The sequence below is a fragment of the Aureispira sp. CCB-QB1 genome (genome assembly GCF_000724545.1).
In the GTDB taxonomy this organism is placed as follows: domain Bacteria; phylum Bacteroidota; class Bacteroidia; order Chitinophagales; family Saprospiraceae; genus Aureispira.
Genome location: NZ_JHBV01000002.1, coordinates 20,723 through 36,975, shown reverse-complemented (window position 1 = coordinate 36,975; position 16,253 = coordinate 20,723). Strand labels below are relative to the sequence as shown.

Genomic DNA, 16,253 nt, shown 5'->3' with positions numbered 1-16,253 from the left:
GTCTTGCTTAATGTTGAGATTTCTTATTATTTTTATTAATCTATCAATATAATAATTTTTTATATTAATAGAGTAACCAAATATTAATAGACTCAGGATGCTTAAATATATGAAAATAAAGAACATAAGGCAATATCGTAAGTATTATAAAGCAATAGTAAGAGATGCCAAGGATAATAGGGATGAAAATTTTATTGGGCATTCAATTTTATCAGGTGATAAAGAAATAAAAGGATATTTTGAAATAGCTCACGCTGACAAAAAAGATATTAAGGGGTTTCTTACTGGTTTCTTAGACATGGCAAAAGATAGCCAAGCTGTTTATGAATTTTTGCAGAATGCCGTTGATGCTGAGTCTTCTCTGTTTTATATGTTTTATGGACCTGATGGCGAAGATGGAGAGTATTTTCTTGCAATTAATAATGGAAGACAATTTGATTTTGAAGGAGTCCGTTCAATTTTGAATATCGGTCAATCGACGAAGTCTAATGAGGATAAGCACAATATTGGTAAATTTGGGATTGGTTTTAAACTAGTGCATAGACTTGTTGGAGAAACTTCAGGAATTGATGAATTAATTAATCAGAATTATGGTCCGATTCTTTTTAGTTGGAAAAACTTTCAATTAAAGCAGTTAATGGATTTGACAAAAGTTGAAGATATTAACTTTTCTCCTTTGGATGGTGAAAACATTCAAGAAGAGATAAAACGAAAAGAAGATGACTTTGCAAAGCATGAGTGGAAGGATAATGACTTTGCATGGTTCTTTAAAATTTTACTGACTAATTATCCTTGCCAACCAAGAGATTTATCAAAAAATTACCATTATCAAGAGACTAATCAATTGTTTAGTGATGGTGAGGTCCTAAAAATGGTCAGTTGGCTAAACAAAATAGATACGGATAATGGTTTAAACCTACGAGATATTGAAGAAGGGAGTATATTTTTTCTTAAGCTGGGGAAAGATAAAGCCAATATTTTACTTGAAGATAAGCTTGATGAGGGAATTGAGTTTTCTCTTACGTTTCTTAACAAAATAGGACAGCATCATAAAAAAAATGAAATATTAAATGAAGTCCAAATCAATGAAGATACAATAAAACCTGCCTCAATAATTATTGAAGATGTCTTTGAAATAAATCCAATTGACCATCAAAACGATTATGAGTATATAATGTCAGATGTAAAGGGCGTAGATAAAACACCTATTGAAATTCTTTTTGGCTATTATCCTCTTTCTTCTAAAGAACATATCAAAGAATTGCCCAATTTCTACCTTTATTTCCCACTTAGTGATGAAAAGTATGGGCTTAATTTTGTAATACACTCAAATGCCTTCTATAATGCGAGTCAAAGAACTTCCTTGTATTACACAGAAGGGAAGAAAGATGAGGAAAAAGCCAAAGAAGATTATGGGCGAAATGAAAGACTTTTTATCATATTTACAGAACATTTAATAAAGAGGTTAGATGGGTATAAGACCACAAATAAAGAGAAGTTTTTAGATATATATGTTGCTATTTTAACTTCCAATTCTGTTTTCAAAGACGGAAAGATTTTTCAACCTTTATACTTACCTCTTTTAAGCTATATAAAAGAGAATATTCCAGTACAAGGAGAACAAGAATATGCTAAGGATGTTTCTTGTGTAAGAATCAATAATACTGGATTTGATATATTGCCAATTGACTTTGGAGTTGAAAATATACAATGGTTTTTATGGAATGCAGGAGATAAAGAACATGAGAATATTGTAAAAGATGCTGATAATCAGTATAAATTAAAGATTGAGAAGTGGGATATATGTAAACTTATATCGAACACAAAAGACGTTACAAAAATTGATGAGTGGTTGGCTAATAATACCGAGATAATTCCTGAGTTTATTAAATTAATTGAGAGCCAATGGAAGAATGAGCAGTCGTCAGAATTTAAAGAAATATTTAAAAACATAAAATTTATTAAAGGTAAGGATAAATTATACTCACTTAACGATATAGTAGAGAACAAGTCAATAATCCTTAATCATAACAGAATTGTTCCGATTAGAGCAGAGCTTGAGAAGTTAGGCTTTATAATAACAAATCAAAATTTTGAAGATTTTATATTCTTAAATTCATTCATTAAAAATATAGATGGTTTAGAATATATTCGAGGTGGAAGCTTTTTGTTTCAAAGATTGCAAAATTTAAGTGCTAATAACATATCTACATCTAAGCACTCAGAATCCGAAGTGGATGCTCTAATAAAGTATTCAATAAAGAATCAAGAAAAAATATTCAGTTTTCTCAAAATTGTTGCTATAAACGATGGTGGTTATGAGTTAATGTATCAAGATGAGATTAATAATTATTATTTGTCTCTTGATGATGTAAGCTATGTAAAACTCTACTCATATATAGAAAAAAACTACCCATCAGTTTTTAATAGGATACCTCAATCTATTTACAAGAGCTATACTTTTGAAGATTTAAGATTAATAGGTTTAAAAATTCCCTTTGAGATATATACATCCCTATTAGAGAAAATTAAAATTGATTATCAGAGTGTTATAGATGTTGTTCATTGTATTAAGGATAAGGAGCTTAGACAGATAAAGTGGGAGTATATCTACAATTATGTACCTGAAATTAGGTTGAAAGAAGGTGTCTCTTACACTGAAAAAAGTGTGGAGTATAAATTGCTGGAAATTGCTCAATCCGCAGAAGATAAGCAAGTAGTATCTGATAGAATATCAATAAGAGAAAAGATAGTGATTGAAGATAGTTTAGGAGTATCTAAAAGTCTTAAGGATGTGAACATGAATAACAAAATATCCTTGAAGACAATAGAGGAGGACATTCTAACTGTTTCAAGTGTATTGGGACAAGGATATGCTAATAAAAGCGGTTTATTAGATGGAATAATTAAGCAGTTTGAATTGTTAGGTTTAAAATTAAAGCAGTTCTTAGGAGTTGAGAAACCAATGAAACTGGCAACTATTCATTCTCTTTTACCTAAACAAATCACAAAAAGTCATGAATTAGCATTTTTATATGCTTATGCTCACGAGTCAGAAAATATTGAGCTGCTTAATGGATTCAAATTTCAGAAAATTGGTTCTTCTAGCAATTTATTTATTAAGGATGGTGTTCGTTACACACGTAACTATAACTTTATAAAGGATGACTTTATTTTTGATTCTGCCTTTCAGGAGTTAGAAAATATTTTAATTCCAAATGCCAATTCATATCGAATTCAGGATAAGATTGTTTTGATTAAAAATCCTTTTTTTGAAGAAGAAGTATTCCATGTGCCATCAATTAAAGCATCTTTGTCTATTGAGCAGAGAAAGGAGTTTATGTCTTACCTAATTAAAAGTTGGGTGCAAAATCCGATACCCAATAAGAAAGATAAGAGGTTGCAAGTACATGGTATAAAATGGGAGGAAATACTAGGATTTAGCCCTAGAATTAAAATATATATTACAAGTGATAATGATAAAAGGTATTTACTGCCTGACGAATCGTTAGATGATTGGTTTTTAGCACTATTCTCAGGAATTCCTCAAAAACAAATGATATTCTTTAATTTGAATATAAAAAACTGGAATTCATATGTTTATCTTACTCGGAAACATTTTGATGGTGTTCTCTTGCAAGACTTTGAAACAAAAAGTAAATCTATCAATCATGGTAGGATGCTGAAGTGGCTTCATTCAAAGAACATTATTACAGATAATCAAGCCGATTTAGGTAGAATTTTTGCATTATCTTCAACGAAGGACTATGTGCCTATAGTATCGAATGTGACAGACTTTGGTGAAGTCAGTTTTAAAATTCATTTAAAAGAGAATGATGACACTTTCTATAAGTACAAGTCCGAAAAGTGGGAGGAATTTAGAACTTCAATAAAAGAAGTGTTTGATGTTTTGAGTTCAAGTAAGAAAGGGCTTTTAGTTTGCCATGATATACTTCCAAATTTTGAATGTTCCAGTGTTAGTGATTATTTAGGTTTGACTTTAGAGGATATGACAGCCTATAAGGTTGAAGGCAATGAATACAATGCTACTTTTTATAAAGAATGGAGTAATGAACATGGGTTTAAAATATATTTTTGTAAAAAAATAACTCACCGCGTTTTCTTTGATAAAACTATTGAAGTAAAATCAATAGAATTTGGAAATTCGATTATTGTCGGAAATGATATTTTTATACTAGAGGAGAAAAAAAATATGATACCTCTAGTTCTAGACCAACTGTCTTCTGATGAATCTCAATTGAAACAAGAGCATGTTCAGGATTTTGTAAACAAAAGAGAGAAGTCTAAAAATTCTCGTCATTCTAGAGGACATCATAGTCCTGAATTAAAGAAGATTGGCAATTGGGGAGAAAAGTACGTCTACAATATATTGTTAAAGAGATTTGAAAATAATACTGATAATGTTGAGTGGAAAAACAAGGTATATATAGAAAATGGCTTTGGTGGAATCCAAGATTCAGGAGAACCTTATGATTTTAAGATAACAACTAATGAAGGTGAAAGCATTTATATTGATGTGAAAACTACTTCAAGGGGATTGTATGATGAGCCAATTTATCTTTCTGAAAATGAATGGAAGTTCATGCTTGAAAATAAAGAAAACTATCATATTTATCGGGTTTATAATGCTGACTTAAACCAAGTACCTGAAGGGAACACCAACGCTTCCTTAAAAGTATTTGATACATTTTATAGGGAAGAAGCTTTAGAACAGTTTGAAAAGGGATTTATTGTACCCCAAACTAATGATGATGGAGTAATTGAATTTAGGCTAGAAGAACATAAGTTAAAAATCTAGTATAAAATTAATAATAGTTACTCCCTAAATACACAATATTGCGTCATGTTTTATATCTGAAGATGATATTTTAGGACTTTCAGGAGTAAAACAAAATATTAATTTAAGATTATTTTGCTTTATAAGCAATTGATAATTGTTTATTTAAAGCAAACATTATTGTTTTTTGCTCATAATGCCTACTTTGGGAATTTTAATTCGTACCCCGCTTTTAAAGGTTTTGCTTCAAAAGCAGGGTAATGGCTTCTTTAAGATTCAACAACAAATTATTTCTGATTGTGTGTAGGTGTGTTTATAAGCTCTTAATAGGCTTGTATTCAATGTTTTTGTTGTAAAATAAGTATTAGAAGCACCAAAACAAACACATTTGTTTTACTCCTGAATCTCCCTATTTTAATTTTAACTGAGAAAGACTAGTAGAATTGAACAAGCATTTAAAGGGCTTTGGTTGGATTCCCCCCCATTAACCCTCTCCACTTTTTAGGGAAAAAAGGCGTATTATAGTGTATATGTGCTAAGTCTATTAATTTACCAAAACCTAATTTTTTTGTTTTATAGCTTATTGAATATTCATCCTTCTTAAAAGTCTTATGTTTAAAGCTTTCAAATTCTGCTTCTAAGCGAATTTCTGACTGGAAGCCCTCTCTATACATCTCTCGCTTAAAAAGGGTCTCTTCATGTGATTCTTTTAATTCAGGAAGGTACTGGGTAAGCATTTTATCTGTGAAAGGGATGTATGTAGAAAGTTCAATATCAGCAAATTTGCCTTTTAATGCATCATACTCCTCTTTCATATCGAAGAGAGCTAAAAATTCAAACAACATACCAACTAACATTGACCCTGTGTCTTCATAATAAATACTTTTTTCTCCTTTGATAATAAGCCTAATTAGCGATTCAGGATTATTATTCCCATCAGGAAAAATCTTGCTATATTTTTGGTTGAGAAGAATTTGGTCAAACACTTTTATTAAATATACTCTTGCATTTTTTGTATCTCCATTCTCAATATAAAATTGAATAATAAGAAATACAGATATAGAATGATTGTCAAGCAAAGGGCGATAACATCCATCATTGTTATTAATAATAGTTGTTAAAGTTTCAACGGAGTTAGATTCTTGTTTCTCTTCTTCTGTCATGCTAGAGAACCAATAAATGAGGTATTTAACAAAATCCATACATCTTATTGGAAAGCCTATTTGCTCATATCTTCCACCACTTTCAGAATACAAACCATACTCTGAGATAGCTATTGGTAACATTTTTGCAAAATATTCATCTAATATAACTTTGTGCAAATGCATAAGTTCTTTAAACTTTGAGATTATTCTATTATCCGATTCTATCTTTTTCGAAAGAATCCAATACCATGTTTGTAGAACTAAAAATGTAACACAGTTTTTGCTTATTTCTAAATTGTTAGCTTCTTTAGAATATTGATGTGTTATTAACCCTATCAATTTTAAAGTTTCAAAAAATCTTGTTAGGTGTACAGGAAAATTGTTTTTATTAAGTTTGCCTACCTTAGTATTCGAAATAAGATTATTGACTAGAATATAAAAATCTCTTTGGCTATTTTCAGGGACATCCATAAAAACCAACATACGCTTGAAAAGCCTAATATTCTCTTCATTAGTCAGTAAATATTCATTAAATAAATACTCTGAGAATAATTTAGTTAATGTAGAAATTCCCCATCTAGCAAAGTGGGATTCTCCGTTAGGAAAATTCTTTTTTATAAACCCATCAAAAGTTTCACTAACGTCAGGCTGAAGAATGCCATTGTGGACTATTACTATTTTTATTGGAAGTTCATTGAACCCTTCAATAGAATTATCAGAAAAATCCCTGTCAATAGCTTCAACAAGGGACATTCTTATTCCATCGTCTCCTGCATAATTCTTAGCATTAATATGACGTGCTCTCCCTCCTTTTAACTCAAAATAGAAACGTTTTTTTATATTATCATAAGGGTCTGTTCCGTAGGCAATAATATCTTTTCCATATTGCTTATGTCCTTTATATTCTTTAGCTCTTGTGACTATTTGGAAATCTAAGGTTTCTAATAATAATGGAAAAATAAGGTCTAATTCTCCATCTTCTTTCAATGATTCTAAATATTCTCTTACTATTATTTGTTTCATTTGAAAAGTTAGGGTTTGTAATTTTTGAACAAAATTTGAGTTCTGTATGTGGCTTCATAAACAGATGGGTTTATGAAATACCTTTTATCTCTATATGTTATTTGTTCTATAGTCGTGAGTTTAGTTATCCTATTACTACCTTCACTTTTGAAAGCACAACCTCTAATAACAGATATTTCATTGACTAACCCCATTTGTATCATAGTGCTATTCTTTCGAGCTTCTTCAGTTTTTTCTGTATTGAACTCTCTTTCCTCTCTGTAGTACATTTCAGCATATCGTTTCTGATTTATAAATGGATTAAGCTCTAATAACCCCTTCTTTGTTTTTAGGATTTTTTTGTACTTAGTCCAAACTCTTTGAATTTTTGAAAGTAAATCTAAATCACTTGGAACTGTCTTGTCAAGACTAGATTCAAGTAATTCAATAATTACCCCTTGATATGCAAATATTAACTGTTTTAGATTTTGATATAAAAAATCTCTTACAATTTGGAATTGACTATTCCTTAGTTGAAGAACTATAGGTAGTGTCTTCTCAATTTGAAAAGGCACTGAAAGTAATGCATCAATGACGATAACCTGCCTTTTTTCATCTAATATTAAGAGGTCTAGGTTATATGCTCCTGAGGTTTTAGAAGTAATTAAATCAAGCCCAGCTTTTCTTATCAATCCAATGTCGTTTGAAATCAACTCAGTTAGATTTTTATAGAACTTCTGAGGGTGTTTTGATTCTAAAGAATCAAAAGCAGGCTTAAATAGCTTTATATTGGCACTAAGTTTTAGGGCGAGATAATATCCTTGGACAAATCGAAATAAATAAGAAGGGTCTGAAAATTTTCTAAAATACATTCGGAAATCAACAGGAATATCTCTTTGAACTAACTGAAATAGAAAATCAATCCTTTCCTCTTCGTACTCAGTGATACTTGAAATCCAATAAATCGCTGCATTAACAACTCTCGTGTCATCGTGTATAATCAGCGTTTTAAATTCATTTATGACATTATCTCTTAATTCTCTAGTTGTGAAATCATGTTCCATGAAATTACTATAAGCCATTGGCAATTCTACAATGTATTCGATTTCTTGTGAAGTATGGTCTTTTATAAGGTTATATACATATAAGAGTTCTTTTGTGCTAGGATAATAAAGTCTACAAATACATTGCAGCCCTAGAGATTCTGATTGTCTATTGTTTAACAACTTCAGACTTTCTTGTAATGCAGTGTTGTAGTCAAATTTTGATAACTTTATGATTACAGGAACTTTATATTCTGAATCATTACTCCCTTTTTTAATAATTTTAAGAAATTCTTTTGCTCGTTCTTGTGACCTTCCTGCAACAGTCGTTATAATATTATTGGCAATGTAACGGTCTTTATCATTTGTTAAAGAAATAGAATTAGATAATTCCCAAAATTGTTCTGTAGTCAAGTTGTAATAGGGAACAACATCATCAATATATAGTTTTACATCAAATGCAGAGGAACGATGTTCTTGTTCCTTTGTAAGCAAGTTTTTAAGTTCGTCAAAATTATTAATAAAATAATTTTCACATTCTAATAACATGTAAAACCTAATATTTCTACTAAAAGTTGTTGTGAACCAATTATAATTAGTGCGTGGTTTCTTTATCTCATCAAGAAATTCATTAGCAAAAGTTATAGCATCATATGGATTATTAGATGGATTCCTTTTTAATAAATTATTAGCATATTCTATAGATTTGATATAGATTAGAGGCGATTCAAAATCAAAGGTGTAATGATTAGCTCTATCGTTAAATTGCAATAGTTTTGAGTCAATCAATTTTTTATACTTCGACTCCACTTGTGTTTTTGAAAAGGTGAATTTTTTTTGATTAATCCCCAGTTTTAAAGCATTACTTATCAAATCACCTAAGTCTTTCTGTTTTTTCAAGTCTTCTTTTGCCTCTTCATATTCTATTAAGGGTATATCCATTTTGTTTGCTTATTTGTTTTGAGTTATTATTGGAATATCTAGCTTCTAATTTATATCATCATCAATCCAATTAGTGTAATCCTTTAAATTGGATAAATTACTTTGGATTTCTAATTCTAGTTTTGAGACTTTTTCTATGAAGCAATTGTAGTTCTTCTTTTCGGATTTAGAAATTGGTTTATCCAAATCTTTTAACTGCTCTGATAGTTCCCCTAAATACACTCTAGCTCTATCTAAAGATTTTTCTTCCATGAAATTACACTTGCTCAATAAATGCTTGTTTAGGTTTAATAAGCAATCCTTAGCAATATTATCAAAACTACGTTTTGAGTTCTTCAGAATGTTATTAATCTGTTGTTTTCGTTTTTTTTCTTCAGACGTAAAAATATTCCCAATAGCAGTAAAAACACTCTCTATGGTAGTTGCAACTCCTCCAAAAAATGATTCTAATATTCCTAAATATCCCTTTTTTTTGTCATAATAATGGACACTTATTAGGTTAGTAAAGCGTGTTATCTCAGGCATTTGAGTTGATATTATGTTTTCAGGAGATTCAATTCCTATCTCTACTTGTTTTAGTTTTTTAGAAATCCAACTGTTGATAGTTGATTGTAAGTCATAGATATACTCATCTAAATATCTATATGTATCTGAAATCGTTTTAAAAGCATTGTCTTCAAGCCACTTTGTAATATCTTTATTTTGAGGGATTGGCTTATGAAGAGGATAGGAACTTAGGTCTTTGTATAGATAATCTAATAATCCATTCAAGGAATTTATTAAAAACTCCTCAAGTGTAAGGTAGATTTGTTTCTGTTTTTTTCTGACAAGCTTATTGACTCCCTTAATTTCGGATGAAATGATATGAATCTCTTTTTCAAGATGTTCTCTCTTGTCTGAACTGACCATTCTTGCGTTAATTATAGTTCGCATTTGTTCAATGAGTTTCAAGCAATCTGCAAAACTCCCAAGAATATTATGAAGCCCTGTTTTGTTATTACTCAATAGATACTCCCATATTTGGCTTTCTAATTCTTTTACGCTATCGTTTTTACTATCTCTTTGATTTTCAAGACGACATTCATATGAGAGCTTGGCACTAATATAAATTGGGTCAGAAGCTAAATAATCTAGTACATTATGACGTTTAAGAGTCCTACTCACATACTCTTTTAATTCAACTAATTCATTAGAAGACAAAGCATCTATTTTATTAAAAACAAGAAAAATTCTATCCATTCTACCACTTAAACTGCTTAAGTCTTTGATGATTTGATTGTTTATTGAAAAGTCTCCACTAGCATAAGAACCAGCACTTATCAAATAAACAATTGCATTTACATTGAATAAAGCTGTTTTAGTTATTTTCCTTATTTCTTCATCGGGGTCGTCTAATCCTGGGACATCACAAATTGCAAGCCCACGTTCAAGTACAGGGTTTACTACTTGAACAGAAACAATTTTGACATTTTTTTCATTATCAGGGTTTTCATCTTTTGTTGTGTATTCTCGTAGAAAGATAGAGTTAGCTTTTCCTTCAATTTTTTTGTCATTTTTGAAAGTTACGATTGCCTTGTTCTCGCTACTTGGGAAAATTGTAATTGGAATTCCTGTGGTTGGAAGTCGTCCAATAGGAGAAATATCTTTTTGTATAAGAGTGTTTATAAGAGTACTCTTGCCTGCTTTATTCGGTCCGACAACTGCAATTGTATATATTGATTGTTTCGTTGTTTTGATAAGTTCGTCAAGCTGTTGAGAAAGAAAATTTACCTTATGTTCTTTTACAGAATCAGAAAGAGAATTTATTAGCAAAGTTGCTTCATTGCTATACTTAAAATAACTGCCTGCATTTAGTACAGTTTTTGAAGGACGTTTCCACGCGTGAACATATTTCTGAATATCAATTAGTGATTTTGCATTGATGGTTTTATTCTTTACGAAACGGATGCTTATAGTCTGTTGAGCTATCCAGTTTGGGTTTTTATTATTTAGCTCTTGTACTAAATTGTCATCAATCCATCGATAATAACAGACCTCAGAATTTAGGTCAACATAAACTAACATTATTGGTTCTATTGAGTTTCGCCAATAATTAATTTTTTGAACATCAATGGAGAGCGAAAAAAAATCTTTTCTAAATTTACTTGATTTTGAAGACTTTAGTTGAATGGAAAACCTTTTTCCTGTTACTATTTGGTCTTCGGAATAGCTTGGAGCTTGGGTTATTTCTACAAAACCATCTATGCCATATTCTCTATTTGTAGCTCCTTGAAACATCCAAGGGGTAATAGCATCCATGAAAATGCTCTTGGAGTCATCTTCTTTGATATGTGATGATGGTCTTAATGGAAGAGGTTCATTCTTTTTTAATTTAGCCATTTTTCTAAGCAATTAACATTTGATAAACGTAATAAAGACCCATATACACACCAGCAAAACGTATTCTGATGCGAAATATAGGAAGTTGAATGATAGAATTTGTTGCCTGTCTGTTAATGTCTTATGAAGAGATATAATTAACATTTGTTATGCCAAAGTTAATATATCTGCCAATATGGCTGTCAAGAGTATTAATATAACAATAATTGCTCAATATGTTAATATGAAATAACAATTATTCCTTGTTTGAAGGCTCTTGAAAGGGAAATAATTTATTGGAAATTTACTTTTTTCATTCTTATGGTATATTCAAAATAAAATCAAGAATGAAGAACATATATCAAGATTATGAGTCATGCGTTTATGAGGGGTTGATTGATTCAGAAATCAGCCAAACTGATTGGTTATTAATAACTAGGATTCTTTTCAAAATAACCCAATTGAAGATGAGTGTCATTATTGCAATTCCTAACAAAGAAAACAATGGGAGAGGGTTAAGAAACTATGAGTTTAAGCTATTTGGTGAGGACACTTGCAAAGATGGCTTAGGGCTTTTTCACTTGTATATAAAAGGGGAAGAAAATTTCATTGAACATCAATCATGTTTCAGATACCTACATGAAAACTTGACTCAAGCTATTCCATTAACTTTTTCAGTTTTATCAAAATTGACAACTAGAGAGTTGATGGTTATAATTAATGATTTAGACTAGGATTTTGGAGGGAAATCCTCCAAAAGTGCGTGTGAAATATGCTATGTTTGATGACTCAAGTGTTATTTTTTTTAACCAAATGGTTAATTGATGTTTTCAACTGCAACTTTTAAATTCAAAAGTGCGTGTCTTTTATCGTATTTATGTATGAGTTGCAAATAATTTTCTATGAATGAGAAAACTTAAAGTTAAATCAAAGCTTTTATAAGCTATTTATTTTGGTCGCTAATATCATAGCAATTCCTCACTATAATATTAGAATCTCAATTGTCACATTGAGGTTTGAAGGGATAGGCGTTTAATAGGTAGCTTCCATCTGAGCTAGGTATTCTTCGTAGCTTTGTTCTTTTTTTGACTCAATCCAGTTGAATATTTGAGCTTTATTAAAGAAAACGAGCCTTTGTGATAAATTATATTTTAAAAAGTTTCCTTCCTTAGCCAATTGTTTAGCCTTTGATTCGGAAATATTTAAAAATGTAGCCAGTTCCTTATATCCTCTGATATAAGTTTCGTTAATGCTTTGATTTGTTTGAATTAGTTCAAACTTCTGATTTAATTCTTGTAAGAGTGATTTTAATTCAAATATTTCTTCATTCATTAAAATGTTTTTATTTGTTAAAAAAAAATAATAGTTATACGGCTAAAGAGTTAGCCATGTCATCAATTTGACTTTTAGGGAAGTTGTCTAAATATACTCTTGTGTATTTTACGCTTTTATGTCCAAGAGCTTCCTTAATTGTCTCTGCATTGTATCCATTAATTTGTAAGTTTGAACTGAAAGAGTGACGAGCTACATTACTTGATAGACTCTTTTTAATTCCTACTGCATTAGCTATTTTTTTTAGTCCAGCATTGTATTGTGTCAATACTTTTTTTCTTCTATACTCGATTTGTTTATTAGATAGCCCCTTTTTTAATAAAATTGGGAAAATGTATCCAGTTTCTATTGGATAATTTTCTTTGAAGAAATTCAATAGCTCTTGTAGCTTTGTGTTGATATGAATATCAAAGTGTTTTCCTGTTTTAGACCTTTTGTAATAAATGCGTTCACCACTAATGTCTTCCCAACGCAATAACATCATGTCAATGAAGTTCATACCTCTTGCGTAATAGCTAAATAGGAATAGCTTGTGAAAAACTTCTAGTTTCGGATGTTCTTTTGCATTGAAGGATGCAAAGCTCTTCATTTCCTCAAGTGATAATCTAACTTTTGGTTTTTCTTCTTTTAAATTAGATATTTTATATGTGTCAAAAGGATAATCTTTTGATAAAGCAATATTTCTTCTTATTGCCTCATTGAATATTGAACGAATGCTTCTCATTCTTACACTTATACCACCACCAATATTTCCTCTACTGCGTAGATGAGCCTCAAATTTTGCAAGAAATTTATAGTCAAGTTGAGTGAAAGTTAAGCTCTTGTATGGATGAAACTTAAATAAAGCATTCTTTGTGTCAACAAGAGTTCTAAAGCTTTGTTTTCCTTCTTTTTTTTCATTTATTATCTCCTCAAAAAAGTCAAATACCTTATCATTTGTATCTGATTTACCTAAAAAAGCTTTTAGGAACATTTCTTTTGTGAAATCAGTCTTATTTGTATGGAAATCAAGTAGAATTGCTTCTGCTCTTTCTTTTACTTCCTTTAAATAGCGATTGGCTTTTTCAAAGTTTCTGTACGTTGTTTTGGTATGGTTCGTATCTACCTTTAATAGGTTCTTTCTCTGATTCCATTCCTTTTGAGTGCATTTAACCTTTAATGCTTTTAGAGTAAGTCTTTTGCCATTTTTGATAATTTCTAGTGATACAGAATGTGTTCCATCTTTTAATTTTTTGTGAATGTTTAATACAATGTTCGCTGTTGATGTCATCCAAATTTGTTTTTATTGTTAAAAAAATAATACTAAGCCTTTCATTAAGCCCTTCATATATATAAACAAGAAATTAAGTGTTAAAATTCCTTTAAAAATTGCTTTTTTGAACTTTATTTTGCATGAAGTTGGTTGAAGTATAGTTGAAGTACGAAGAGGACTAACTTGACCTAAGTTACACTTTGGTTTTGTTAAAGTGCTTGATAATCACTGGTTTAAAAACTAACTTGCACTCTAAAAACTTCAAATGCACTATGAGTATGTCTGCCTGTCACGCAGGGGGTCGCGGGTTCGAGTCCCGTCCAGACCGCAAAGCGCTTCAATAATCTTATTGAAGCGCTTTTTTTATGTTATGATAAAAATCTTCCAATAAGCAATATACGTTGTCTTTTTACAGCTAAAAGAAGTCTGTTAGGTTCGATACTAAAGCAATAAAAAATTAGCATCAAAATTTTACCTTTTGAGGTGGTATCTTTTGGTATTATTTTTCGTTATTATATTATTACTGTAGTTTGCTATGCCTATGAGATCGCTAGCTTACTTTGTAAAGTATCCTAGTAAAAACTATTTAAAATTAATACTCCGTTGATTATTATTTGCTGCGCTCGTTTGGGGCATAGAAATACCATGTAATAAACTAATACGATTTTTCAACGGAGTAATGTTAAATTAATACTCCGTTGATTATTCCCTCTGGTCATGAGGGCGCAAGCTTAGTTTTTTAGTTTTTCTATAAAAAACATAAAAAAACATCTTGCATTAGTTTGATTATTAGTATTTTAGTATAAAGGTTAACAGTGATTCATCTTACTGATAATTAACTGCGAAGCACTCATACAGTAAACTAATACGATTTTTCAACGGAGTAGCGTTAAATCTAAATCCATGAAAACTATCCTAAGTGTTATCTTATGCTGTCTTTCTTTTTTGTCATTTGCACAAAATACTGAGTGCGATTCTCTCTTTAGCCGTAGTATTGCACTTTATAACGATGAAGAAATAGATTCTTCGTTAAGCTATTGGTTGCAGATTGTTCATACATTTTCAGATACTTCGTCTTGTTATAAGAATAGTTTACATAATATCCCTTTGGTTTATGAGCAACTTGAAGACTTTGAAAATGCCAAATTATGGATTACAAAAATTTTAGAAAAGGATTTAAATAATTTTGATCCAGGAACAGGAATTATGGAACCCTATGCGAACTATCATCATAATGCTTGTATGCAAATGGCTCGAATTTTATCCAAGGAAAAGAAATATGAGGAAGGTTTAAATTATCTGCTTTGGGCAGAAACCAAGTATCCTTATGAAACTTTCAGTGCAACTTCTTTTGAGAAAAGGGCGGTTTCTATTGCTATGTGGAAAGCAGAGTTTTATTTGGAGAATAACCAAAAAGAAAAAGCGATCTGGGTTTTGGTAAACAAGGCTATTGACGTAGATGTATTTTTTAGGAAACCTGATTGGGGAGGCTTTACGAGTGTTGATTTTTATTCTAGAATTAGCCAAAGAGCATTGGACTTAATTGATGAAGTATATGGCTTTGATAGCTTTAAAGAGGCTTTTAATGAAGCTTTGCAAAAGGTAAAAACAGAAAGAGCTTTTATTGAGAAGAATGGTAAACAGACAAAAGCAAAAATCGGAATGTTTATTCTTTATGGCAACTCCTATAGATTGGGATCTTCAGATAAAAAGTTTAATGCTGCAAAATTTAAAAAACAGATTCAAAATACTAGGTTTTGGACTATGTTAAAAGAAAAAGAAAGTGCTAAAAGTTAATCTATAAGTGCAAATTAGGGACTCGTTTATTGAATTTTAAGACACATACACAGCAGTTTTTTTTGAAAAAAAATAAAAAAGTGTTAAATTGATAAGCATTTGATACTTATCGTACAACGTCCTATGTGTCGGAAGTATAATGATAATGTTCTTTTTTAGTCCCTAAGTTTAAAAGATTCATATATGTACAACGTAGAACAAAAAGATTATGGCGTAAAGTTAACATTCGCAGGTTTTTTAAGAGAAACGGAAATGAAAGCATGGCAAAGCGAAATGTTGACTTTATTAGACGAACTGCCTCCCTCTTTTGGTATGCTCATTGATATGATAGAAATGACCGCTATGCCAGCCAAAAGCCAAGAAATATTAATGGCTACTCAAAAGAAATTTAAACCTAGAATTAGTCGCTCTGCCACAATTACTAATTCGGTAATTACAGACATGCAATCCAAACGCATATGCACTAAAACTGGTGTTATTAATACCAAAATATTCATCAATGCTTCGGAAACACCTGATTGGGAAGAAAAAGCTATTGATTGGATTGAAAATGGAGTCTATCCAAGTGCAGAAGGTGCATAGTA

The 16,253-nt window shown here is 30.6% G+C and carries 9 protein-coding genes and 1 tRNA gene; 5 read left to right on the top strand and 5 right to left on the bottom strand.

Annotated elements, in window-relative coordinates; translation table 11 throughout:
• Positions 1-109: 109 nt before the first annotated feature.
• Complete coding sequence (locus CG11_RS00210) at positions 110-4,819, top strand: sacsin N-terminal ATP-binding-like domain-containing protein (protein WP_197043745.1); 4,710 nt, start codon at positions 110-112, stop codon at positions 4,817-4,819.
• 434 nt (positions 4,820-5,253) lie between these two features.
• Here CG11_RS00210 and CG11_RS00205 read toward each other — a convergent pair whose 3' ends face one another.
• The 3 genes from CG11_RS00205 to CG11_RS00195 are packed head-to-tail and all read right to left on the bottom strand — an operon-like array spanning position 5,254 to position 11,309.
• Complete coding sequence (locus tag CG11_RS00205; protein ID WP_052591917.1) at positions 5,254-6,966, bottom strand: hypothetical protein; 1,713 nt, start codon at positions 6,964-6,966, stop codon at positions 5,254-5,256.
• 8 nt (positions 6,967-6,974) lie between these two features.
• Positions 6,975-8,930 carry a hypothetical protein gene (locus CG11_RS00200; RefSeq protein ID WP_052591915.1) on the bottom strand — a complete coding sequence of 652 codons (1,956 nt, stop codon included), beginning with the start codon at positions 8,928-8,930 and terminating at the stop codon, positions 6,975-6,977.
• 45 nt (positions 8,931-8,975) lie between these two features.
• Entirely contained in the window at positions 8,976-11,309 is a 2,334-nt protein-coding gene (locus CG11_RS00195; RefSeq protein ID WP_052591914.1) for a dynamin family protein, read from the bottom strand.
• 326 nt (positions 11,310-11,635) lie between these two features.
• Here CG11_RS00195 and CG11_RS00190 point away from each other — a divergent pair, with 326 nt between their 5' ends.
• A complete protein-coding gene (locus CG11_RS00190; RefSeq protein ID WP_052591912.1) occupies positions 11,636-12,022 on the top strand; it encodes a hypothetical protein in 387 nt (128 codons plus the stop codon).
• 298 nt (positions 12,023-12,320) lie between these two features.
• Here the strand turns inward: CG11_RS00190 and CG11_RS00185 are convergent, their stop codons facing one another.
• A complete protein-coding gene (locus tag CG11_RS00185; protein ID WP_052591911.1) occupies positions 12,321-12,620 on the bottom strand; it encodes an AlpA family transcriptional regulator in 300 nt (99 codons plus the stop codon).
• Between the two features lie 34 nt (positions 12,621-12,654).
• Positions 12,655-13,890, bottom strand: coding sequence for a site-specific integrase (locus tag CG11_RS00180; RefSeq protein ID WP_052591909.1), 1,236 nt, complete (start codon positions 13,888-13,890; stop codon positions 12,655-12,657).
• A gap of 246 nt (positions 13,891-14,136) precedes the next feature.
• Here CG11_RS00180 and CG11_RS30025 point away from each other — a divergent pair.
• The 3 genes from CG11_RS30025 (at position 14,137) to CG11_RS00170 (ending at position 16,251) form a co-directional block, all read left to right on the top strand.
• Positions 14,137-14,197 (top strand) — tRNA-Asp (locus tag CG11_RS30025).
• A gap of 578 nt (positions 14,198-14,775) precedes the next feature.
• Entirely contained in the window at positions 14,776-15,669 is an 894-nt protein-coding gene (locus CG11_RS00175; RefSeq protein ID WP_052591907.1) for a hypothetical protein, read from the top strand.
• A 183-nt stretch (positions 15,670-15,852) separates the two neighbouring features.
• Complete coding sequence (locus CG11_RS00170; protein ID WP_052591905.1) at positions 15,853-16,251, top strand: hypothetical protein; 399 nt, start codon at positions 15,853-15,855, stop codon at positions 16,249-16,251.
• Positions 16,252-16,253 lie beyond the last annotated feature (2 nt).